Origin of the sequence: Pseudomonas sp. CFBP13508, from assembly GCF_005233515.1 — a bacterium.
GTDB lineage: Bacteria > Pseudomonadota > Gammaproteobacteria > Pseudomonadales > Pseudomonadaceae > Aquipseudomonas > Aquipseudomonas mercuritolerans.
Genome location: NZ_QFZZ01000002.1, coordinates 302,309 through 326,257, shown reverse-complemented (window position 1 = coordinate 326,257; position 23,949 = coordinate 302,309). Strand labels below are relative to the sequence as shown.

Below are 23,949 nucleotides of genomic sequence, written 5' to 3'. Positions count from 1 at the left end.
GAATTGAGTTATCGAGTGCATGGAGGTGATGCTTGGTCGATGTTGTAGATGCCGCAACCCGATCCCGAATGATGTCTGGTATTAAAGGTAAAAATACCAGGCCAGAGGTTTTGATCCGAAAGGCTTTACATGCCCGTGGGTTTCGTTACCGCATACACGCCAATAATCTTCCCGGTAAACCTGATCTGGTACTACCAAAATACAAAGCTGTGGTGTTCGTCCACGGCTGCTTCTGGCATGGGCATACCTGTCGATACTTCAAAATACCCCAAACGCGTCCAGATTTCTGGTTAGATAAAATTAAAAAAAATCAGACGAGAGATCGATCTCAGGAGGCTGCGCTCTTGAGCGATGGATGGCGAGTGCTCATCGTTTGGGAATGTGCGATTAGGTCAATGAGTAGAAAAAAATCTCCCCTATTGATTGACCAGATAGCAAATTGGCTGATAAATGGTAATGAATATTTACAGATAGACGAAAGAATATGTTCTCCGACCGCATAAGTGACTATTTCGAAGGCGTAGCCGCCAAATACCTAAGTGCCGTGGACGCAGATCCTGGCAGGTCTAATCAACATGAAATTGGAGGTCTGCCCGCTGCCGGGTTTAAGCAATATTTGGGTAGTCCAGGAAAAACCGAGGAGTTTCGATTCAACGCCAAGCAAGTTTATTTTACTGATGAGTCTGATGCTCCGGATATCAATGATAGCGCAGTAACATGGTATGACTGTCGGCGAAATCAACCACATCGAAGTCCTGAATTCCGTCTTTATTACAATCGAAATGCTGTGACAGAGCTGCTTGCTGCGGGAGATTTTTTTCTCGTGGCGAAGATGCGTGACGGCACTTTGTTAATGATATTCACGCCTGCTGGGAGCACAATTGAAAGTCAGTTACGACTGCTGTTTGGATTGCACAATGTAAACGAAACATTTACATCGGGAACATTAGATTCTGTTCAGTTACTTTTGCCTCTACGTCTAATGCTCGAAGAACTAGGGGTAGAGGTCAGTCGAGTTGAGAGTGGTGATGATGTCTGGCTAGGAAGACTTATCGACATTTTCGGTGGAAAGAACTTTCCAACAACCTCTTCATTTTCAAGCTACGCAAGAAAGTCGATCGAAAGTTCTATTGACCCTATAAGATTTCCTGATGACGCCATACTTAATTGGATGGAGCATGAAGAAAAATTATTTCGTATTTATGAGCGGTTTTTAGTTCAGCAACGCCTCCGTTTGGGATTTGGTACGAAGGGTGATGACGTCGAGGCGTTCATAAGTTTCTCGTTGAGTGTACAAAATCGCCGTAAGTCTAGAGTTGGACATGCATTTGAAGGCCATCTCGACAAAATTTTTAAATTGCATGGCTTACGTTTTGAACAGGGGCGAGGCAAGAGTCAAGTAACAGAAAATCGCTCTCGACCAGACTTTTTATTTCCTGGGTTCGCTGAGTATCATGATCCAGAGTTTCCAAGGGGAAAATTATTTATGCTTGGAGCAAAGACCTCTTGTAAAGATCGTTGGCGCCAAGTTTTGAGTGAGGCTCATCAGATTTCTAGGAAGCATCTGATTACAATGGAGGCCGCGATTAGTAAGAGGCAAACAATTGAAATGAAATCTAGCGGAGTTCAACTGGTGGTTCCAAGTAGGTTGCAAGAAACCTATTCAATTGAACAGCAAGGTTGGCTGCTAGGACTTGAAGATTTTATTGATGTTGTAAAAGCTTCATCAAAGTCCTGAGCGTTAAGTCCTCTATTTGGAATTCGTTATTTGAATCTCCATATTGATAGCGATCTACACTCCAGGAGGGTGAGGCGCTCTTACATAAAATGATTTTTTTTGCAATAGTCTGAAGGTGGCAAGAAATGAGCAGGTTTTTCCGATAATTGGTATTCCATGCTCCTTGCTTCATGTGATAGGTTTGCGAATGTGCATGATGGCACAGTGCCAAGCTCAAAGCCCGCTTTGGGATTAATGATACCTATTGTGTAGAGCGTTCTGATGGAAAAGACAGAAATTGACGACTGGGAAGTTGATGTTGGCGAGCCTGATACTGATGAGGACGAGGATCAATCGGTATACCAAATTTCTAATTACCCTGCTGATTTAACGCTTCGGGGGTATTTCGATAAGTTTAAAAGTGGGCAGCTTGTAATTCCAGAGTTTCAGAGAAACTATGTTTGGGATCAAAGAAAAGCCAGCAAGCTGATCGAGTCCTTTATGCTAGGACTCCCTGTTCCCGGTGTGTTTCTTTATAAAGTCAGAGGAACAAATAAATTATCAATAGTTGATGGGCAGCAACGCATAATGTCAGCTATTCGATTTTTCAGTAATCGTTTTGATGAAAAAATATTTCGCTTAACGAATGTCCTTCCAAAATGGAAGAACAAGACCTACGATGAACTGGATGAGTCTGATCGTTTTTTACTAGATGATACTGTTTTAAGGGCTACTGTTATTCAGCAGTTGGATCCGGAAGATGATTCAAGTATTTATCATATTTTTGAGCGCCTCAATACGGGCGGTATAAACTTGAATGCCATGGAAATTCGCCGGTGTGTCTATAATGGTGAGTTTGCGGATCTGCTTCAGCATTTAAATAACTTTCCTGCTTGGCGTGCCGTAATAGGCAAGCCAAAAGAAGATAAGAGACTTCGTGATGTAGAGCTTATCTTGCGTCTGGTAACTCTCCAATATAGATGGAATAATTATGAGAAACCAATGAAGAACTTTTTGAGTTCTTTTATGGCTCAGGTTAATAAATTGGAAGGGGAGTCAAAGACGAGTTTCTTTCAAAAGGTCGAGTCCGATTTTTGCAGAACAATATCATTGATAGATGACGAGCTAGGCCCCAAGCCTTTTCATATTAGGGGGCCGTTAAACTTTGCTGTTTTAGATTCGATGTTTGTTGCGGTGTCGAGCTTGCAAGAGTCAGATGGTTCTCTGGATAGAAGGTACCGGAGTTTGTTGGGCGACAAGAGCTATGTAGACGCTATTTCAATGAGCACGAGTGATGATAAGTCGCTGCAAACCCGGATTGCTAAGGCATTTGAATATGTGCGGAGATAAATTCTATGCTTTTAAGGACGAAAGCCGCACTCGATGAGTGTGAAGCACACTTAAGTGCTACCGACTCGTGGAATAGCGAGATAGAGTCGTATTTGACTCAACATGTTTTGATAGTTTTGTGTGCGGATATTCAGCAGTCGATTTATCAGATATTGGAGTCGCGTCTTGACGGTGCGGGCGATATTGAGTTGAAGAACTTTGCAATCGCTACGGGTAAAAGATGTTTGCGAAGTGTCGGAAAAAATGAAGTTTCAGGCTTTCTGGGTTTTTTTAGTACGGAAGCCAAAAACTATTTGAATACTCATATTGCTGATGAAACAGTCAGTCTTTATAGTAATGCGATTAATAGCAGGCATGACGTGGCGCATAGTGTTGGCACAAAAATTACGTTTATGGAGCTTCAAAAAGTTCTTGAGGCGTCAGTTGAATTTTTGTGTGTCGTAAAAGATGCTATTTTTTCATCTTTGAATCGAGATGGTGCGCTGGGGAGCGCTCGGAGAAGTGAGGATCTTCCGCTTGATCTACTCATTCCGCCCGTACCCAATAATGTTTGAATGTTGAATCTTTCAGAAAAGGATGCTGTATGAGTATTCATAGTATATTTTCGCATGTGCCTTACTCTAAAATATTGGCGCCTGTTGAAGTAGATACGAACGTTTCGGGGCAGCATGAGTTTAATGGAACTGTCGAGCTGAAGAGTTTGCTCGGCTTAGATCGTCGTACGATTCCCGCAAGGTTTTCTTTGCTGGGAGGTAGTGCTGTTAGTGAGGTTAATATTACTTGGTACGATTCCCGTGAAAGAGACCCGAATAGATCTGAGCATAGACTTTACTTTCAAACCAATCCAGTTATGGCGATGGCTGCTCCTGGGGATTGTATGTTAATTGGCTTTGATAATAACAATGTGTTGAATTTTGTTCTATCGCGTGCCTAGCGAGCTTTTCCTAAGGCGGAGTTGGATCATGTAAATAGCCACCTCGCGGAAATGTTGTTTTTGGAAAAAGAAAAAGGCTGCCTCATGGCAGCCTTTTTCATAAAGTTGTGCGGAGTTTAATCCCAGCTCAACGCCCCACCAGTCTGATACTCAATAACCCGAGTCTCAAAGAAATTCTTCTCTTTCTTCAAGTCCATAATCTCGCTCATCCAAGGGAACGGGTTAGTCGTCCCTGGATACTCTTCCTTCAAACCAATCTGCGACAAACGACGGTTAGCGATGAACTTCAGGTAGTCCTCCATCATCGCCGCGTTCATACCCAACACCCCGCGAGGCATGGTGTCACGTGCGTATTCGATCTCCAGCTGCGTACCCTGCAGAATCATCTGGGTCGCTTCTTCCTTCATCTCAGCATCCCACAAATGCGGGTTTTCGATTTTGATCTGGTTGATCACGTCGATGCCGAAGTTCAGGTGCATGGATTCGTCGCGCAGGATGTATTGGAACTGCTCGGCGACGCCGGTCATTTTGTTGCGGCGGCCCATGGAGAGGATCTGGGTGAAGCCGCAGTAGAAGAAGATGCCTTCCAGAACGCAGTAGTAGGCGATCAGGTTGCGCAGCAACTCTTTGTCGGTTTCCGGGGTGCCGGTTTCGAACTTTGGATCGGAGATCGAGCGGGTGTACTTCAGGCCCCAGGCTGCTTTTTTCGCGACCGATGGGATCTCGTGGTACATGTTGAAGATTTCGCCTTCATCCATGGCCAGCGATTCGATGCAGTACTGGTAGGCGTGGGTGTGGATCGCTTCTTCGAAAGCCTGGCGCAGGATGTACTGGCGGCATTCCGGGTTGGTGATCAGGCGGTACACGGCCAGGACCAGGTTGTTGGCAACCAGGGAGTCGGCGGTGGAGAAGAAGCCGAGGTTGCGCATGACGATGCGGCGCTCGTCGTCGGTCAGGCCTTCCGGGTTTTTCCAGAGGGCGATGTCGGCGGTCATGTTGACTTCTTGCGGCATCCAGTGGTTTGCGCAACCGTCCAGATACTTCTGCCAGGCCCAGTCGTACTTGAATGGCACGAGTTGGTTGAGGTCGGCGCGGCAGTTGATCATGCGCTTTTCGTCAACGGCGACACGGGCGGAGGCGCCTTCGAGTTCGGCGAGGCCTTCGGCGACGTCGAGGGAGTTCAGTGCAGCCTTGGCGCGGGCCACGGCGGCCGAGTCGTCGGCGGTGACGGCGCGGGCTTCCAGCGCTGCGGCGCCGCCGGCGTTGTCGAGGCGGTCCATGTTGGCTTCGCTTGCGTGGCCGGCGTTGGCGCCTTTCACGGTTGCGACTTCACTGTCTTCTTTATCGAATTCGTCCCAGCTCAGCATGACGTGTCGTCTCCTGCGTGAGGGCTTGTGCCCGTGTGAAACCTGAAGGGTTGGTTTTTCACACGGCCAAACAAGCCGCGTTGGATGTCGTTTTTTGCAGCGATGCACGCAGGCAAATAAACAGAAATTTTGACGGGTTCCGAGAGCCTCTGATGGGCGCAATCAGCGTCGGGCACTGTTGCGGGGCTTCAGAATGGCTTTTGCTCCCTGTAAGGGAATATTGCTGACCCGTATAGGGCGGCATTATAGGGAAATTTTTACCGGCGTGGTGCGGCGAATCGGCTCATGGCGAGGCCGAGGAGGGGGCGGATTTCGGTCCGACCGAGGGATTACAGGGCTTTGCGCGGAGTCGAGGCCGGCAGATTTTTTTTCGTTAAATTTTTGGCGGGTGATTTTCTGTTTAAAAAATAGCCAGAAAAGCGCGTTTTTCACTATATCTAGTGTTTTGCAAGCCTTTTTCGCGGTTCCAGACACAACTGAGCCCGACCGAAGTCGGGCTGGAATCGACCCTCAATGTAGCGCTGAGCGATCCGATTCGGTGCAGTCTGATTCAGTTCGTGCAGCCGTTGCCCATGATGCTGTAGCGCAGGATGTGGCGTTGGCCTTTGGAGTCGTCGTATTCCATTTTTGCCGGTACTACTTCGCAGACATTTGGAATTTCGCTCATCGATACAACTTTGGCGATGTCCAGGTGTGTGGAGTAAGTGTATTCCTCGATGACCGGTTGTTGCTGTGCGACATCAGTCGGACCCTCGTTTGCCATGGCGGTTGCGCACAGACTGCTGAGGGCCAGAACCAATAAAGCTTTCATTTCTAATTCACCTTTTTGAGGTCGAGTGGGGTCACGCAACCTTTTTAGGGTTGCGTGTGGAGCTTGAGTAGTTGATGCGTTACTTGGAGAGCTGGATTAACGGCCTTCGTGGGGGCTGTAACGTTGTTAATCGCGGTTGCCTTGTTGGCGAGGTGAATTTTAGGGCGGTGGGGCCGGGGTAAACAGAGCGGGTTTTGATAAACACTTTTGGCATATTTGGTAACAATCCCTCGCGCGGCCCCTGTAGGAGCTGTCGAGTGCAACGAGGCTGCGATCTTTTGATCTTGCTTTGAAGATCAAAAGATCGCAGCCTGCGGCAGCTCCTACAACCATCGTCGAATGGTTCTATGGGGCCCACCCGGCTACAACGGGGTCATACAAAAACAACTATTACACCGAGGTAGGAAAGATGAGTGCGGCTTCTCTGTATCCCGTTCGTCCCGAGGTTCTGGCAAACACGCTGACTGACGAGGCGACCTACAAAGCCATGTACCAGCAGTCGGTCGTCAACCCTGACGGCTTCTGGCGCGAGCAAGCCAAGCGTCTGGACTGGATCAAGCCCTTCACCACGGTGAAACAGACCTCGTTCGACGATCACCATGTCGACATCAAGTGGTTTGCCGACGGCACCCTGAACGTGTCCTATAACTGCCTTGACCGCCATCTGGCCGAGCGCGGCGACCAAGTCGCGATCATCTGGGAAGGCGACGATCCTTCCGAAAGCCGCAACATCACCTACCGCGAACTGCACGAGCAAGTGTGCAAACTGGCCAACGCCCTGCGTGGTCAGGACGTGCACCGTGGCGATGTGGTGACCATTTACATGCCGATGATCCCCGAAGCCGTGGTCGCCATGCTGGCCTGCACCCGGATCGGCGCGATTCACTCGGTGGTGTTCGGCGGTTTCTCGCCGGAAGCCCTGGCCGGTCGCATCATCGACTGCAAATCGAAAGTGGTGATCACCGCTGACGAAGGCATCCGCGCCGGCAAGAAGATTTCCCTCAAGGCCAACGTCGACGACGCCCTGACCAACCCGGAAACCAGCAGCATCCAGAAAGTCATCGTGTGCAAGCGCACCGGTGGCGACATCAAGTGGAACCAGCATCGCGACATCTGGTACGAAGACCTGATGAAAGTCGCGGGCACTGTGTGCGCGCCGAAAGAGATGGGCGCCGAAGAAGCGCTGTTCATCCTTTATACCTCCGGCTCGACCGGCAAGCCGAAGGGCGTGCAACACACCACCGGCGGTTATCTGCTGTATGCGGCGATGACCCACGAGCGCGTGTTCGACTACCGCCCGGGCGAAATCTACTGGTGCACCGCCGACGTCGGCTGGGTCACCGGCCACAGTTACATCGTCTACGGCCCGCTGGCCAACGGCGCGACCACCGTGCTGTTCGAAGGTGTGCCGAACTACCCGGACATCACCCGGGTGGCGAAGATCATCGACAAGCACAAGGTCAACATCCTCTACACCGCGCCGACCGCGATCCGCGCGATGATGGCCTCGGGTCAGGCCGCCGTGGAAGGCGCCGATGGCAGCAGCCTGCGCCTGCTCGGTTCGGTCGGTGAGCCGATCAACCCGGAGGCCTGGGACTGGTACTACAAGAATGTCGGCAAGTCGCGTTGCCCGATCGTCGATACCTGGTGGCAGACCGAGACGGGCGGCAACATGATGAGCCCGTTGCCGGGTGCTCACGCGCTGAAGCCGGGTTCGGCGGCGCGTCCGTTCTTCGGCGTGGTGCCGGCGCTGGTCGACAACCTCGGCAACATCATCGAGGGCGAGGCCGAGGGCAATCTGGTGATTCTCGATTCGTGGCCGGGTCAGGCGCGTACGCTGTACGGCGATCACGATCGTTTCGTCGATACCTACTTCAAGACCTTCCGTGGCATGTACTTCACCGGTGACGGCGCGCGTCGCGATGCGGACGGTTACTACTGGATCACCGGGCGCGTGGACGACGTGCTCAACGTGTCCGGCCACCGCATGGGCACCGCCGAGATCGAGAGCGCGATGGTCGCGCATCCGAAGGTGGCCGAAGCTGCGGTGGTGGGTGTGCCGCATGACATCAAGGGGCAGGGCATTTATGTCTATGTGACCTTGAAGAACGGCGAGGAGCCGACCGAGCAGTTGCGTCTGGAGCTGAAGAACTGGGTGCGCAAGGAGATCGGCCCGATTGCTTCGCCGGACGTGATCCAGTGGGCACCGGGGCTGCCGAAAACCCGTTCGGGCAAGATCATGCGCCGCATCCTGCGCAAGATCGCCACGGCGGAATACGATGGGCTGGGCGACATCTCGACCCTGGCGGATCCGGGTGTGGTGCAGCATTTGATTGATACGCACAAGACCATGAATGTTGCTTAAGCGTTAGAAGCATAGGAGCCCTGTCCGGTGATGCCGGATGGGGCTTTTTTGTGCCTGGTGGATTTGTGTTGATCGGGCTGGCCTCTTCGCGAGCGGGCTCGCTCCCACAAGGAAACGGGCGCATTTTAAATGTGGGAGCGAGCCTGCTCGCGAAGGCGATCTGTCAGACACCGCAGTAGTCAGCTGTAGGAACCCGCAACACCCCTACCAATAATTATCGATCTGCACCGTCAGACCTTTCCCGCTGTTACCCGCCACAACCCAATGTGTAACCGCCCGCGCCAAACCGGGGCGAAGGGAAACGCGGTGCGCCGTTTTAGAGCCGCCAAAGCCCCGCGGAAAAATAAGACATAACGCTGCGCTTGCCGGATTAGAAGGGTTTACGAATAATAGGCCCGCAACTTGCAATATGTATCGGTTCACTGTCTTTCGCTCTTGCATGAATTTGCAGGGCTGTCAATGAGCTCAAACCGCTTTCTCGGTGCATCTGTAATTAGTTGTCGCATTGAAGAAATATCGGCTTCGGGCCTGTCGTTAGAATGCCGATCACTCGCTCATCGTGGCTGACGTTGAAATCGCCTGCGGTTTCAACGGGAAATTTCCGCCGATGCGCAACCGATTTCCGATTCACCCATTCGCATATTGGGCTGTCGCTCACTCTGCCGTTTTTGCCCTTTACCGATGGAGTCCCAAGATGAAGAAACTTGTGCTGCTTGGCGCCCTGGCACTGTCCGTGCTGTCGCTGAATGCCGTCGCTGACGAAAAACCTGTGAAGATCGGCATCGAAGCGGCTTACCCTCCATTCGCTTCGAAAGCACCGGACGGCAGCATCGTCGGTTTCGACTACGACATCGGCAACGCGCTGTGCGAAGAGATGAAGGTCAAGTGCGTGTGGGTCGAGCAAGAGTTCGACGGTCTGATCCCGGCACTGAAAGTGCGCAAGATCGACGCCATCCTGTCGTCGATGTCGATCACCGAAGATCGCAAGAAGTCGGTCGACTTCACCAACAAGTACTACAACACCCCGGCGCGTCTGGTCATGAAGGCCGGTACTCAGGTCAGCGAAGGTCTGGCTGAGCTGAAAGGCAAGAACATCGGCGTACAGCGTGGCTCGATCCACGAGCGTTTCGCCCGCGAAGTTCTGGCTCCATTGGGCGCCGAGATCAAGCCGTACGGCTCGCAGAACGAAATCTACCTCGACGTGGCTGCCGGTCGCCTCGACGGTACCGTGGCTGACGCCACCCTGCTGGACGATGGTTTCCTGAAAACCGACGCCGGCAAAGGCTTCGCATTCGTTGGCCCGGCCTTCACCGATGTCAAATACTTCGGCGACGGCGTAGGTATTGCGGTGCGCAAGGGCGACGCCCTGAAAGACAAGATCAACACTGCCATCGCGGCCATCCGCGAAAACGGCAAATACAAAGCAATCCAGGACAAGTACTTCGCCTTCGACATCTACGGCAAGTAAGACGTCTCTGCGACAAGTCCGAAATGGCGCAAGCAACAGAATCTCTGCGGTTTGCGCCATTTTTTCATCCCAACTTTCGAGGACCTGAATCATGTTGAAAGGCTACGGGGCTGTCATCCTCGATGGCGCATGGCTGACGCTTCAGCTCGCCTTGTCGTCCATGGCTCTGGCCATCGTTCTCGGGCTGATCGGTGTCGCGTTGCGCCTGTCGCCGGTGCGCTGGCTGGCGTGGCTGGGCGACCTGTATTCGACGGTGATCCGCGGCATTCCCGACCTGGTGCTGATCCTGCTGATCTTCTACGGCGGTCAGGACCTGCTCAACCGCGTCGCGCCGATGCTCGGCTATGACGACTACATCGACCTGAACCCGCTGGCCGCCGGTATCGGCACCCTCGGTTTCATCTTCGGGGCGTACCTCTCGGAGACCTTCCGTGGCGCGTTCATGGCGATCCCCAAAGGCCAGGCCGAAGCGGGCATGGCGTACGGCATGAGCAGTTTTCAGGTGTTCTTCCGGGTGATGGTGCCGCAGATGATTCGTCTGGCGATTCCCGGCTTCACCAACAACTGGCTGGTACTGACCAAGGCCACCGCGCTGATTTCCGTGGTCGGTCTGCAAGACATGATGTTCAAGGCCAAGCAGGCGGCAGATGCCACGCGCGAGCCTTTCACCTTCTTCCTCGCAGTGGCGGCGATGTACCTGGTGATCACCAGTGTCTCGTTGCTGGCATTGCGTCACCTTGAGAAGCGCTACTCGGTAGGCGTAAGGGCGGCTGATCTATGATCTTCGACTACAACGTCATCTGGGAGGCACTGCCGCTGTACTTCGGCGGCCTGCTGACCACCCTCAAACTGCTCGCGCTGTCGCTGTTCTTCGGTTTGCTCGCGGCGTTGCCGCTGGGGCTGATGCGCGTCTCGAAAAACCCGCTCGTCAACGGCGCCGCGTGGCTGTACACCTACGTGATTCGCGGCACTCCAATGCTGGTTCAGCTGTTCCTGATCTACTACGGTCTGGCCCAGTTCGAAGCGGTACGCGAAAGCTTCCTGTGGCCGTGGCTGTCGAGCGCAACGTTCTGTGCCTGCCTGGCTTTTGCGGTCAACACCAGCGCCTACACCGCGGAAATCATTGCCGGCAGCCTCAAGGCCACGCCGAACGGTGAGATCGAAGCGGCCAAGGCCATGGGCATGTCGCGCTTCAAACTGTACAAGCGCATTCTGCTGCCGTCGGCCCTGCGCCGCGCGCTGCCGCAGTACAGCAACGAAGTGATCATGATGCTGCAGACCACCAGTCTGGCGTCGATCGTGACCCTGATCGACATCACTGGCGCGGCGCGCACCGTCAACGCGCAGTTCTACCTGCCGTTCGAGGCGTACATCACCGCGGGCGTGTTCTACCTGTGCCTGACCTTCATTCTGGTCAAGCTGTTCAAACTGGCCGAGCGTCGCTGGTTGAGCTACCTCGCGCCACGGAAGCACTGATATGCAACGCATCGACCACGTATTGCCGTGGAGCCACCTGGGCAGCGAGCGCAAGGTTTCGGTTTTCCGTTTCGGCAGCGGCGAGCGCAAGGCCTACATCCAGGCCAGCCTGCACGCCGATGAACTGCCGGGCATGCGCACTGCCTGGGAGCTGAAAAAGCGCCTCGGCGAACTCGAAGCCCAAGGCTTGCTCAACGGCGTGATCGAGCTGGTGCCGGTGGCCAATCCGATCGGTCTCGGGCAGTTGCTGCAAGGCAATTTCCAGGGCCGTTTCGAGGCGGGCAGCGGCAAGAATTTCAACCGTGACTTCGTCGAGCTCAGCGCGCCGGTCGCGACGGCGCTGGGCGAAAAACTCGGTGATGATCCGCACGCCAACGTGCGCCTGATCCGCCAGGCAATGGCCGACCACTTGGCCGGCCTGCCTGAAGCGAGCAGCCAGTTGCAGGGGATGCAGCGTGTGCTGCTCAGCCACGCCTGCACCGCCGATGTGGTGCTGGATCTGCACTGCGATGCCGAAGCCGCGCTGCACATGTACGCGCTGCCGCAGCACTGGCCGCAGTGGCGTTCGCTGTCGGCGCACCTGAACGTCAAGGTTGGTTTGCTCGCGGAAGATTCCGGCGGCAGCTCGTTCGATGAAGCCTGCTCCTTGCCGTGGCTGCGCCTGTCGCGGCAGTTCCCCGATGCGCAGATTCCGCTGGCGTGTCTGGCGACGACCATCGAGCTTGGCGGGCAGGCCGACACCGGCCGCGTCGAAGCCGAGGCTTACGCCGAAGGCATTCTGGCGTTCCTTGCCGAGCAAGGCCTGATCACTGGCGAGTGGCCGAACCCGATACACGAAGCGTGCGAAGGCATGCCTTTCGAAGGCACCGAATTGTTGTTCGCGCCGCACCCCGGTGTGGTGAGTTTTTCCCGCAAGCCCGGCGAATGGGTCGAGGCGGGCGACGAGATTTTTCAAGTGATCGACCCTGTGTCCGATCGGGTCAGCACGGTATGTGCTGGTACGTCCGGGGTGCTGTTTGCCATTGAACGGCTGCGCTATGCCCAACCCGGTTTCTGGCTGGCCAAGGTGGCGGGGCGCGAAGCGCTGCGTCACGGGCGCTTGCTCAACGACTGACTGACTGTTTTTGTGAGAACCGACCGCATGTACAAACTTGAAGTCCAAGACCTGCATAAACGCTATGGCAGTCACGAAGTGCTCAAGGGTGTGTCCCTGAAAGCCGCCGCCGGCGATGTGATCAGCATCATCGGCTCCAGTGGCTCCGGCAAAAGTACTTTCCTGCGCTGCATCAACCTGCTCGAGCAGCCGCACGCGGGCAAGATCCTGCTCAACAACGAAGAGTTGAAACTGGTGGCGAACAAGGACGGCGCGCTGAAAGCCGCTGACCCGAAGCAGCTGCAGCGCATGCGTTCGCGCCTGTCGATGGTGTTCCAGCATTTCAACCTGTGGTCGCACATGACCGCGCTGGAAAACATCATGGAAGCGCCGGTGCATGTGCTCGGTGTGTCCAAGGCCGAAGCCCGCGAAAAGGCCGAGCATTACCTGAACAAGGTCGGCGTGGCCCATCGCAAGGACGCGTTCCCGGGGCACATGTCCGGCGGCGAGCAGCAGCGCGTGGCGATCGCCCGTGCGCTGGCGATGGAGCCGGAAGTGATGCTGTTCGACGAACCGACCTCGGCCCTCGACCCGGAACTGGTCGGCGATGTGCTGAAGGTGATGCAGGCGCTGGCGCAGGAAGGTCGCACCATGGTCGTGGTGACCCACGAAATGGGCTTTGCCCGTGAAGTGTCGAACCAGTTGGTGTTCCTGCACAAAGGCGTCGTCGAAGAAAGCGGCAACCCGCGCGAAGTGCTGGTCAACCCGCAGTCGGAGCGCTTGCAGCAGTTTCTGTCGGGCAGCCTGAAATAAATCAGGACTGCCGTTGTGCACCAGATTAGGTCATGCTTCGCGACCTGAAGCCTGACCCAGATCCCCTGTAGGAGCTGCCGAGTGCAACGAGGCTGCGATCTTTTGATCTTGTTTTTCGAAAATCAAAAGATCGCAGCCTTCGGCAGCTCCTACATGGATCTGTGTCGGACTCAGGATTTGTATTCATTTCCGGGCTAGCATTGGCCCATGCCTTCATCACCGTTGTTCGTTTCGGATTGCCCGCCCATGACTGCCCATCGAATTGGTTTCCTGATTTGGCCCAGCACTAAAGCGTTGACGCTGGCGCTGGCGGAGGAGGCCTTGCGTGTTGCGCAGCGGGTGCACCCGGACGTGGTTTACGAACTGTCGTTCCTGCAGGCCGAGCCGCAGAGCGAAGGGGCCTGGCAATTGCCCGGCGAACCCTGGGCCGGCAAGCTCGAGAATTTCCAGAAACTGTTCCTGCTCGCTGACGAGCCACCGACCACCCTGGCGCCGGCGCTGAGCAGTGCGCTCAAGCAACTGGTGCGTGCCGGTTGCGTGATCGGTGGGCTGTCGGCCGGTGTCTATCCCTTGGCCCAGCTCGGTTTGCTCGACGGTTATCGCGCCGCCGTGCACTGGCGCTGGCAGGACGATTTTGCTGAGCGCTTCCCGAAAGTCATCGCCACCAGTCATCTGTTCGATTGGGACCGCGATCGCCTGACCGCGTGCGGCGGCATGTCCGTGCTCGATCTGTTGCTGGCGGTGCTGGCCCGTGATCACGGCGCCGAGCTGGCCGGTGCGGTGTCGGAAGAACTGGTGGTCGAGCGCATCCGCGAGGGTGGTGAGCGTCAGCGCATTCCGTTGCAGAATCGCCTCGGCTCCAGCCATCCGAAGCTGACCCAAGCGGTGTTGCTGATGGAAGCCAACATCGAAGAGCCGCTGACCACCGACGAAATCGCCCAGCATGTGTGCGTATCCCGTCGGCAGTTGGAGCGGATCTTCAAGCAATACCTCAACCGCGTGCCGAGCCAGTACTACCTGGAATTGCGCCTGAACAAGGCCCGGCAGATGTTGATGCAGACCAGCAAGTCGATCATCCAGATCGGCCTGTCCTGTGGCTTCTCCTCGGGGCCGCATTTTTCCAGCGCCTATCGCAATTTCTTCGGTGCCACGCCGCGCGAAGATCGCAACCAGCGGCGCAGCAGCAGCCCGTTCGAATTGTCGTCAGTACCGCCGGAGCGCGGCTGACAGCGCGTCAGTCAGGGTCGCTCGGCGGTAACGGTCGCTCCTCGCCATCGGAAAAATCCGAATCCATGAAATCGTCAAATTCATTCCAGGCGGGAGTACTCGATGCCCGCGTCTCGATGTCGTGCGCGCCAAGGGCCGTGTTGTACCTGTCCAGACGTTGCTGACTTTCCGCTTGCAGCGGATTTGCGCTGAAATCGTACTCGGTCATCATGATGTCGGGACGGGACGGAAACCCGGACGGCAACGCCCTGATTCTGTTGTTGGACAGGTCAGCCTTGCGCAACTGAGTCAGCCGGAACAAGCCAGCGGGCGGCATGGTCAGGCCGGTGTTGCTCAGGTCCAGCAACTGAAGGTCGGGAAAGTGGATCAGATCGGGGCTGTGCCCCAGTGGGTTGTTACTCAAATCCAGAGAACCGAGATTTTTCAGCGGTGCGAAAGCCTCTGCCGTGCGGGCAGTCATTGCGATCTCACAGCCCGAGAGGTTCAGGCTACTCAGGGTTTCGAGGCCAAAGACCGGCGCAGGAACCCGACGTAACGGGTAATTGCGGATATCCAGCACCCTGAGCCGGGGAAACAGCTCCAGCAAGCGATCGACGGGAGGAGGAGTGCTCGCCGTGCTGGTCAGCCGCAATTGGTCGATGTAATCGAAACGCCCAGACAGCGGCGGCAGCTCGCCGGTGAACGAAAGGTCGCAGACGAACTCGCCGTCCATGGGGTTGACCGGGAAGTGCCGCAGGCGTTTTTCCAGGTTGTCCTTGAAGCGTTGGCGCTGGACGACTTGCTCGCGCCACGCTTCATTTTCCGGCACGCCCTGGTTAACCGAATCAGTGGGCGTTGCATTGACCCAGGCATCAAGACTGCCGAGTAACGAGGTGAGCTCGGTCTGCCGACGCAGCAGTTCGCTGCGTCCGTCCGCCATTGAACCGGGCAGGCGATAGACCAGGTCATTGGCATCGAAGGCAGTCAACCCCGGGTACAGCGTCTGGGCCAGATCGAGATCCGCCTGTTCGGCCCAGACACCGAAATTGTCGTCCTTGAGCAGGTAGCACGCCTTGATCTGTTCGCGCGAGGTGGCAGACAGTGGATTGGCAGCCAGATCCACGCCGCGGTTGGCGAAAACCGTGAGATCCTCAGGTAATCCGATGATGTTGTTTTCGCCCAGCAGCGCCGTTTTCAGGCGCGCAGGTCGATCCAGCCCGGCGGGCACACGCTCGATTCCCGTGCGGATCAGATCGATGAAGGTCAGGTTGGCAAGCGTCGATACATCGGGCGTCTGGCCCAGCGGATTACCGAACAGATCCAGCGCCGTCAGGCGACTCAGGGTCGACAACGTGGCTTGTCCGGCAGTATCGAGGGTGATATTGCATCGGCTGAGCATGAGCGTTTCAAGCGAAGGCATGCGCTCCAGCGCTTGCGGGATTCGGCCCAGTGCGAAACCAGGCAATTCCAGTCCCTCCAGCCCAGTGAAGCAATCGAGAAAGCCATCGGCAATACTCAGCTGTGGATTGCCCTGGATTTTCAGGTGCGTGATCTGGCTGAAATCGGCGCTCAGTTGTGGCAGTTCGCCGACGAATGGAGCCTCGGTAGTCAAGACTTCCAGGCGCAGATCCGGCATGTCGATACGACTGCCGCGCCAGAGATCCTCAAGACTTTCGCTGAACTGGTTTCGCGCCTCAAGTTGCGCTGCTCTTTGCTGCGCGGTCCAGAGTTGGCCCGTTGTCGGATCATGACTCGGTACGCGCTGCTGCCACGCTTCGAGGTCGCTGAGCAGTCGGGTCACTTCGGCATCCCAGCTCATCAGTTGCGCCGTACCTGCCTGCAATGTGCCGGGGAGGCGATAGATCATGTCGATGGCCATATCGTCTCTCAAGTGCGGGAACACTCTGCGCGCCATCGCAACGTCATTCGGGGCGGGCAGTATGCCGAAGTGGCGATTGTGTTCGGCATGGTAGGTCTTGATTCGCTCGCGAGCAGCCAGAGACAGCGGATTGCCGGCCAGCCGCACGCCGGCGGTGCGATTCGGATTTGCGCTGAACAATGCTTCCGGCAACTGTGTGATCTTGTTGTCGTTGAGATACAGGGACTGCAAAGCCGGGTGTTCGGCAATACCTTCGGGCAGAGACGAGAGATTGCAACGGGTCAGAAAAGCGTCCTGCAATGCCGGCATCGTCTGTAGATCGGGTGTCACGGTCAGTGGATTGTTGCTCAGGTCCAGACGCTTGAGCTTGCTCAGCGACACGAGCACATCATGTCCGGCGGAGGTGTAGTTGATGGCGCAGCCGTCCAGGCGCAGCTGTTCGATATTGTTCAGGTTGGCGATGAAGGGCGGAATTTCATTCAGCGCGAATTTCTTCATTTGCAGCACCCGCAGCTCGGCAAAGGACTCCACGAACGTGTCTATGCCGGTGATCGCTGCATTGCCCGTCAGCTTCAGGGTTGAGACATGGCTGAAGTCGACGTTCAGGCGAGGCATCTGGCCGACGAATTTCAGATCGGTCACAAGGGCCGTGCTGCGCTTGCCGTCCACTTTGGACCGCTGGCGCCAGAAAGCCTCCAGGTCTTGCTTGAATGCGGTCCGTGCCGAATGCTGTTGCGCCTGCTCCATTTCCGAAAGCTCACGGCCTGTGACCGGATGCGTGGACGGCGTTTCCTGCACCCAGCGCTCGAGATCCAGTTGCATCTGCGCCAGCTCCGCTTTCCAGCGAAGCAGTTGTGCGCGGCTGTCGGCCAGATTGCCCGGCAGATCGTAGATCATGCCGCTGGCCTTCTGCTGATCGAGATTGGTGAACAATTCCTGCGCCAGGCCAATGTCCTCGTCGGCGGCCATGACATGGAAGTCCTTGCGATGGCTGCGATAGTAGGTCTGGACGTTGTCGCGCGCCTCGGTCGACAAGGGATTGTCGGAAAGATCAATGCTGCCGCTGCGCTCGGCAGGCAGATCGAACAGGGCGTCCGGTAATTGCGTGATGCGATTGCCGGACAGAATTGCGGAGCGCAGATTCGGGTGGCTGGCCAGTCCATCCGGGACAACGCTGAGGCCGCTGTTGGACAGGTCAATGTCCCACAGCCGGGGCAACAGGTTGAGGTCGGGGAAGGTTCCCAACGGGTTATCGCTCAGATCCAGTTGGTGCAGATGGTCGAAAGACAGCAGCGCCGCCTGATTCTCCGGAGTCAACAGCACGCCGCAGTTTTTCATCTGCAGTTCGAACAGACGAGTCAGCGTATTCATCGGCAACGCCTTCGGTTCGAGTTCGAAGTTGTTCAGCTTGAGCCTGGTCAGTTGGGGGAAGCACTCCAGAAACGGCGCGATCGCCGAAATCTGCCGATTGCCAGTCAGGGTCATATCGTAAACGTGCTCGAAGTTTGCGCTGAGCACGGGCATGTCACCACTGAACGCAGCGCTGGCCTCAAGACTGCCCTCGCGAGTGGACACGGATCTGCTGCGCCAGAACTGCTCAAGTTGTTGCGCGAAGCTCCGCCTGGCATCCAGCTCACGCGTCTGTTCGGCGATCGGCAGGCGTTCACCTGTTTCAGGGTGAAACGTGGCCGCCTGGTTGATCCATTGGCTGAGTTCCAGGTTCAACTGGCTGACCTCGGCTTCCCAGAGCGCCAACTGGACACGGGCCTCAGTCAGTGTTCCGGGCAAGCGGTAGAACACTTTGGTGGCTTGCTCCTCGTTGAGGTCAGGGAACAGTGCGATGGTGCGCTGCAGATCTGCGCTCTCCGGACGAATGTCGAAGTGTCGGCCGGAATATTCATGGAAGTTTTTCACGCGTTCGCGCGCCGCTGGGGTCAGCGGGTTGTCAGCGAAGGTGAAGTTATCGCTCAAGGAGGGGGGCAAATTGAAGAACCCTTCGGGCACCGCTGTCAGGCGATTGCCATCGAACTGGCCGGAACTCAGTCGAGGATGATCCAACAGGTCATCTGGCAGACTATGTATGCCGGTCCGCGACAAATTGACGTAACGCAACGAGGGCAACGCGTGCAGGTCGGGTGGCAAACCAAGGGCGTTGCCCTGCAGATCGAGGATGGTCAGCTGTGGCATGGAGGCGAGCACAGCCTGCGTGGTGATCGTAAGGCTCAGCCCGCATTTGCGCATTTTCAGTTCGCGCAGATAAGGCATGTGTGTGAGTGCCTGAGGCAGCGACGGCAGCCTCAGGTTTTGTGCATCGAGAATCCGTAATCGCGGAAACTGTCGCAGAAAACTGTCCAGTGAGCCCGGCGTGGCGCCGCCATCAAGGATCAGGGTGGTGATATGCCTGAGGTCAGCCGACAGCGTGGGCAGGTCGCCGATGATCGGGTGCACAAGCTTCATGGCGTGACCTGATGCCATGGCGTAATCATCGAGGTCGGTAGGGTACTCCCGACGCCAGCCTTTGAGGATTTCTTCCCTGAGCAATCGTCGGTTCTGGATCTCCGCGCGTTTCTGCACCGGGGTGAGTGCAATGCCGGTATCGGGATGACTGAGGGGCGGGTTGTTGGCCCAGACATGCAGCTCGTTCTGTAATTGCAGGTATTCATCCTGCAGCCGCTGGATCTCAGCGCGCTGGCCCAGCGGACTGGCGCGCATGTTCTGCTCCACTGTGCTGATCTGCAGGTCGGTCAGCTTCGGGTAAAGCGCGCGGATGTCCTGCCGGTAGCCTTCCAGAATTTCCTCATCGCTTTGTTCAACTCGGGAATAACCGTCGCTGCCCAGCAGCCTTAGCGTATCGAAGACCGGTGGCCGAATCGGCGTCTCCTGTAGCACGACGCGCAGCTCTTCACGTTCCATGGCGCGTTCGCGGATGGCGGCTTTCAGCACGTTGCCCTGGCCCACCCTGATATTGAGACTGCTGCGCTCACTGTCGGGCAATGCGTACAACAGGCTGGAATGGAAATCGCCGAATGAGTGCAGTGCCTGGCCGCGGTCGTCGAAGGGCTGATAGCGCCCGTCATCGCGCCTGACCAGTACCTTTTGTTCAGGCGCGTCCTCGCGCCCGATGCTGTCGACCACCGGACCCTCGTAGCGACCGTCGCGGATTTCGATCCGCACATCGCCGCTCCAGCCCGGCAGGAATTTCAGGCTGTGCAGCGACAGCGAGTCGGAATCGGAATTTTTCACCGAGTCCAGTTCGAGCCCCTCGTAGGCCCGGGTGATGCGCACTTCCTGGCTGGCCAATTGCATCAGTTCCTGTTGGCGCGGTGGCAGCTGTCCATCGCTGATCTGTAGCAGTTCACCCCCTGTGGCAGTGTCGAGCAGCTCGCGGGTGACGCTCGCTGGTAATTCGGGGTTGTGAGTCTTGAGCTGTTGCGCCAGCGGATCGTCGAGGTGCTGCAAGGCTCGATAGCGGGATTCGAACAGTGTGCTTCGGTGCGTTCTGGCGAGCTCGACCACTTGCTTGCGCAGGGTCTGGCAGCGCACGTCCAGTGGCGGTGTCGCGGTGAAGGGTTCGGCGAGCAGTGCCTTGATCTGTGCTTGATCGAGAACCGAAAGCAGGCTTTTGAGCAGGTCGCCGCCGATCAATTGGTCCTGACGCAACTCCGTCAACGGCAGGCTTTCGTCTGCGCTGGACTGCCAGAGCAGCTCGCCCTTGCGATCGATCAGGCGCAGGCGCTGGTTGCTCGGCCAGCGGCCATGTTCGCTGAGCAATTGCAGTTGAGTGACCTGGTCGGCGCGCAGAAATTCTTGCGCAACGTCGCTGTCGAGTTGATCGATGAAGCGCTGCAACTGCTGGTCAAGCTTGAAGCGCTGGATGCTGTCGGCCAGCAGCGGCGGGACTTTCTCCTGATTCACATGCATTTTGCGCACGGCATCTTCGCTGCTGCCGCTGACCTGAAGAATGGTTTTGCGCTCGGCCGGGGTAAAGCTCTCTACCGCCGGGCCGATGCGCCGCAGTGCGGTCTCGCCGTCCCATTCCACGGGGCGTTCGAGCTCGGTGTGCCAGGCCCCGTCGCCGTTGTGCCGTACCACAGGCTGATAAGCGTCGGGGCGAGTCGGATGTTCGATGCGGTACTGGCCGGGCACTGTGTGTTCCTGCACGGAAAAATGCGCATCTTCGAGAGGCAGCAACTGTTTGTCCTGATGTGGATGCAGGCCCAGTGCGGTCGGTTGCGAATCCGGTTCGGGCCGGGCCGGGTATTCGTAGCGCTCGAGATCGGGTTGCCAGTAGCGGGTTTCACCATTGGCGAGTTTTACCGGTTTGAAACGGTCGATAAACGCTACGACTTCCTTGGGCAAGACGTTGCGAAACTCAGCCGAGGCAATCGCACCTCCAACCGCAAACATGCCCAACTGGATCAGCGATTCCACGGTGCCCATCAGATGTTCGAAGGCTTCGGTGGTGCGGCCCTGCGCCCATTCGATGATGCCTTCGAACGCTTCGTCGAGCATCTGGTAAGCCATGTACCCCATCATGACTTCGCCCAACACCGGTACGAAGGGGGCGACGATCAGTGCGGCGGTCTGGGCGATCGTGGAAATGATGTCGACCACCGAGTCCCAGAACGCCCAGCGTGCCTTCTGGTCGACTGCTGCGGTGGGCACGGCGATGCTGCGGCCGTCATTGAAAATCTTGTTCAGTTTCGTCTGATAGAGGTGCTGCCACAGGTCGTCCTGAAACGGCACCAGCGCAGTCTGCAGATCGGGTCGCTCCACAGGCGCCTCGCGCCAGGCCGGCAGGGAGCTGCCGGGTTCGTGGGGATGCCACTTGATTTCGCTGAGGCGGCTGTTGAGGGTGCCGAAGAAAAATCCGCGCTGTTCATGATTGACGAAGCGGCTGAAGAACCGCTGGTACTCCTTGGAGCGCAACTGGCGCGTCAGTTCAACGACCATTTCCAGCGGCGAGGCATATTCCTTGAACGGGTGCTCGGGATCGTCCGGCACATAGGCCACGATCCGCGCGTTGGTTCGCGACACGGTCAAGTCCGGCCCGAAGACAACGATGCCGGTCAGTGGCGCGCAGAGCATCGTCACGTCATGGCACAACAAGGGCGCACCATGGATGTAGATGCCTTTCATGCCATCGAGCAGGGCCTCGACCAGGCGCACTGCGTTCTCCGACACATCGCGGTTCATCCGTGCCCATTGCAAAGAGGCTTTCATGGCAGCCTTCTCGCTGGCGTCCAGCTTGCTGCGCAATACCGAGGCGATCATGGGATCGGAGTAGCCGAGATTTTCTTCCAGGCTGGCTTGATACTTCGCGCCGACATCCAGTCGGCGACACAACTGGGTGAACGCGGCGATGCTCATCGTTGATTTGATCGCGGGCAAGGTGTCGAACTGTCCCGTCGTGGTCGGTGGCGTGGTGAAAGTTGACTCGGCTTCGAAGGCGTCGGTGCGGGTTTCCTTGTCTTCAAAGTTATGCAATGCGGCGTCGAGCAGCGAAATGCTCCACACCCTTGCGCCGGTCTTGATAGGGAACCAGGGAGTGGTGGCAGGGATGTACAAACGCACATAGGTGTTTCTGACATCCAGATCCAGATCGAAAGCGCGTTTCAGTTCTGCCTTGAGCAGGGGCTCGGCGAACGCTGCCGCGTCCTGCAAATGCTCCAGGCTTTTATCCACTTCACTCTGGGCACTGATGTGCGCGGCATTCAGACTTTTCATCTGCGCATGCTGCTCGGCTGGAGCGGTCTTGAGCGGTTCGGGCAGTTGCGGGACGCTCTTCTTCAGTGCGTCTCGCCGTGTGGCCGAGATGTCGCCCAGCCAGTCGGGGATCGCCTTTTTCAGCGGTTGGTAATGCTCAGCGGGATGTCGCGCGTCGTTGGCGACAGTCGGGGTTGCCGGTGGGTGTCCTTCAGACAGGTGCATGGCCATTCCTTGGCGTTGGGAAGAGCCCTCAGCAAATCAGCAGCCAGCGCACCTCGTGCGGTACATATTTATGTCTCTGCCGCGAGGCTGACTTGGTATTCTGCGCGGCCTGCCGCAAATCGGCCGCGCCCGGTAAACTGCGCCTTTGCGACGCTATATGTCGCATTGCCGTAAACCCGGGAAAATCCGGGGTTTGCGCTATAAGAAGTTGTCGCTTGGCGACAAGGCCGGGCACCCAACTGTCCTTACAATCCCCTCATCGCTCGCCAGTTCCAGGCGGGTGTTCCTCTTCAGGAGACTCCGATGTCCGTTGAGCACGCTGCGGTACAACGCGCCGATTTCGACCAGGTAATGGTTCCCAACTACGCGCCTGCCGCTTTCATTCCGGTGCGTGGCGCCGGTTCCCGGGTCTGGGATCAGGCCGGCCGCGAGCTGATCGACTTCGCCGGCGGGATTGCCGTCAACGTATTGGGCCACGCGCATCCGGCGCTGGTCGGTGCGTTGACCGAACAGGCGAACAAGCTGTGGCACGTGTCCAACGTGTTCACCAACGAACCGGCCCTGCGTCTGGCGCACAAGCTGATCGACGCCACGTTTGCCGAGCGTGTGTTCTTCTGCAACTCCGGCGCCGAAGCCAACGAGGCCGCGTTCAAGCTGGCCCGTCGTGTCGCATTCGACCGTTTCGGCACCGAGAAATACGAAATCATCGCCGCGCTGAACAGCTTCCACGGCCGTACCCTGTTCACCGTCAACGTCGGTGGCCAGTCGAAGTATTCCGACGGTTTCGGCCCGAAAATCACTGGCATCACCCACGTTCCCTACAACGATCTGGCCGCACTGAAAGCCGCGGTGTCCGAGAAGACCTGCGCGGTCGTGCTCGAGCCGATCCAGGGCGAGGGCGGCGTACTGCCGGCCGAGCTGGCTTACCTGCAAGGTGCCCGCGAACTGTGCGACGCGAACAACGCGCTGCTGGTGTTCGACGAAGTGCAGACCGGCATGGGCCGCAGCGGCAAGCTGTTCGCTTACCAGCATTACGGCGTGACGCCGGACATCCTCACCAGCGCCAAGAGCCTGGGGGGCGGTTTCCCGATCGCGGCGATGATGACCACCGAAGCGCTGGCCAAACATCTGGTCGTCGGCACCCACGGCACCACTTACGGCGGCAACCCGCTGGCCTGCGCCGTTGCCGAAGCGGTGATCGACGTGGTCAACACCCCTGAAGTGTTGAACGGCGTGAACGCCAAGCACGACAAGTTCAAGACCCGCCTGCAACAGATCGGCGAGAAATACGGCCTGTTCACTCAGGTACGCGGTCTCGGTCTGCTGATCGGTTGCGTGCTGAGCGACGTCTGGAAAGGCAAGGCCAAGGACATCTTCAACGCCGCCGAGCAGGAAGGCCTGATGATTCTCCAGGCCGGCCCGGACGTGATCCGTTTCGCCCCGAGCCTGGTGGTGGAAGATGCCGATATCGACGCAGGTCTCGACCGCTTCGAACGTGCTGCGGCGAAGTTGACGCAAGCCTGATGGACCTTTCGGCGC

The 23,949-nt window shown here is 56.9% G+C and carries 16 protein-coding genes; 13 read left to right on the top strand and 3 right to left on the bottom strand.

Annotated elements, in window-relative coordinates:
* Positions 1-32 precede the first annotated feature (32 nt).
* The 5 genes from PspCFBP13508_RS05975 to PspCFBP13508_RS05955 all read left to right on the top strand — a co-directional run bounded on the left by PspCFBP13508_RS05975 (position 33) and on the right by PspCFBP13508_RS05955 (position 4,001).
* Positions 33-503, top strand: a complete 471-nt coding sequence (locus PspCFBP13508_RS05975; protein ID WP_137213954.1) for a very short patch repair endonuclease — start codon at positions 33-35, stop codon at positions 501-503.
* Positions 485-1,738, top strand: coding sequence for a type II restriction endonuclease (locus PspCFBP13508_RS05970; RefSeq protein WP_137213953.1), 1,254 nt, complete (start codon positions 485-487; stop codon positions 1,736-1,738). The genes PspCFBP13508_RS05975 and PspCFBP13508_RS05970 overlap by 19 nt, the downstream gene beginning before the upstream one ends.
* 261 nt (positions 1,739-1,999) lie before the next feature.
* Positions 2,000-3,067, top strand: a complete 1,068-nt coding sequence (locus PspCFBP13508_RS05965; protein WP_137213952.1) for a DUF262 domain-containing protein — start codon at positions 2,000-2,002, stop codon at positions 3,065-3,067.
* 5 nt (positions 3,068-3,072) lie between these two features.
* Positions 3,073-3,621, top strand: coding sequence for a hypothetical protein (locus tag PspCFBP13508_RS05960; protein ID WP_137213951.1), 549 nt, complete (start codon positions 3,073-3,075; stop codon positions 3,619-3,621).
* Positions 3,622-3,650: 29 nt separating this feature from the next.
* On the top strand, positions 3,651-4,001 hold the full coding sequence (locus tag PspCFBP13508_RS05955; protein WP_137213950.1) for a type II restriction endonuclease: 351 nt from the start codon (positions 3,651-3,653) through the stop codon (positions 3,999-4,001).
* 116 nt (positions 4,002-4,117) lie between these two features.
* On the opposite strand, the gene PspCFBP13508_RS05950 is transcribed toward PspCFBP13508_RS05955, so the two are convergent.
* Both PspCFBP13508_RS05950 and PspCFBP13508_RS05945 read right to left on the bottom strand, forming a co-directional pair.
* Complete coding sequence (locus tag PspCFBP13508_RS05950; RefSeq protein WP_016773579.1) at positions 4,118-5,368, bottom strand: ribonucleotide-diphosphate reductase subunit beta; 1,251 nt, start codon at positions 5,366-5,368, stop codon at positions 4,118-4,120.
* Between the two features lie 550 nt (positions 5,369-5,918).
* Positions 5,919-6,179 carry a DUF2790 domain-containing protein gene (locus PspCFBP13508_RS05945; protein ID WP_042607210.1) on the bottom strand — a complete coding sequence of 87 codons (261 nt, stop codon included), beginning with the start codon at positions 6,177-6,179 and terminating at the stop codon, positions 5,919-5,921.
* Positions 6,180-6,588: 409 nt separating this feature from the next.
* Here PspCFBP13508_RS05945 and acs point away from each other — a divergent pair, with 409 nt between their 5' ends.
* From acs to argR, 7 genes are all read left to right on the top strand, one after another.
* Complete coding sequence (gene acs, locus PspCFBP13508_RS05940) at positions 6,589-8,544, top strand: acetate--CoA ligase (protein ID WP_056788049.1); 1,956 nt, start codon at positions 6,589-6,591, stop codon at positions 8,542-8,544.
* A 694-nt stretch (positions 8,545-9,238) separates the two neighbouring features.
* Complete coding sequence (locus PspCFBP13508_RS05935; RefSeq protein ID WP_024014020.1) at positions 9,239-10,012, top strand: ABC transporter substrate-binding protein; 774 nt, start codon at positions 9,239-9,241, stop codon at positions 10,010-10,012.
* 91 nt (positions 10,013-10,103) lie between these two features.
* Positions 10,104-10,793, top strand: a complete 690-nt coding sequence (locus tag PspCFBP13508_RS05930; RefSeq protein WP_016773583.1) for an ABC transporter permease — start codon at positions 10,104-10,106, stop codon at positions 10,791-10,793.
* Positions 10,790-11,488: an ABC transporter permease gene (locus PspCFBP13508_RS05925; protein WP_130911161.1), complete on the top strand. Its 699-nt coding sequence runs from the start codon at positions 10,790-10,792 to the stop codon at positions 11,486-11,488. The genes PspCFBP13508_RS05930 and PspCFBP13508_RS05925 overlap by 4 nt, the downstream gene beginning before the upstream one ends.
* Position 11,489: 1 nt before the next feature.
* Complete coding sequence (locus tag PspCFBP13508_RS05920; protein WP_137213949.1) at positions 11,490-12,602, top strand: succinylglutamate desuccinylase/aspartoacylase family protein; 1,113 nt, start codon at positions 11,490-11,492, stop codon at positions 12,600-12,602.
* Positions 12,603-12,629: 27 nt separating this feature from the next.
* Entirely contained in the window at positions 12,630-13,394 is a 765-nt protein-coding gene (locus PspCFBP13508_RS05915; protein ID WP_003227281.1) for an ATP-binding cassette domain-containing protein, read from the top strand.
* A gap of 246 nt (positions 13,395-13,640) precedes the next feature.
* A complete protein-coding gene (gene argR, locus PspCFBP13508_RS05910; RefSeq protein ID WP_024014018.1) occupies positions 13,641-14,621 on the top strand; it encodes a transcriptional regulator ArgR in 981 nt (326 codons plus the stop codon).
* Positions 14,622-14,628: 7 nt separating this feature from the next.
* Here argR and PspCFBP13508_RS05905 read toward each other — a convergent pair whose 3' ends face one another.
* Positions 14,629-22,410: a DUF6543 domain-containing protein gene (locus PspCFBP13508_RS05905; protein WP_137213948.1), complete on the bottom strand. Its 7,782-nt coding sequence runs from the start codon at positions 22,408-22,410 to the stop codon at positions 14,629-14,631.
* A 303-nt stretch (positions 22,411-22,713) separates the two neighbouring features.
* Here PspCFBP13508_RS05905 and PspCFBP13508_RS05900 point away from each other — a divergent pair, with 303 nt between their 5' ends.
* Complete coding sequence (locus PspCFBP13508_RS05900) at positions 22,714-23,934, top strand: aspartate aminotransferase family protein (protein WP_137213947.1); 1,221 nt, start codon at positions 22,714-22,716, stop codon at positions 23,932-23,934.
* Positions 23,935-23,949 lie beyond the last annotated feature (15 nt).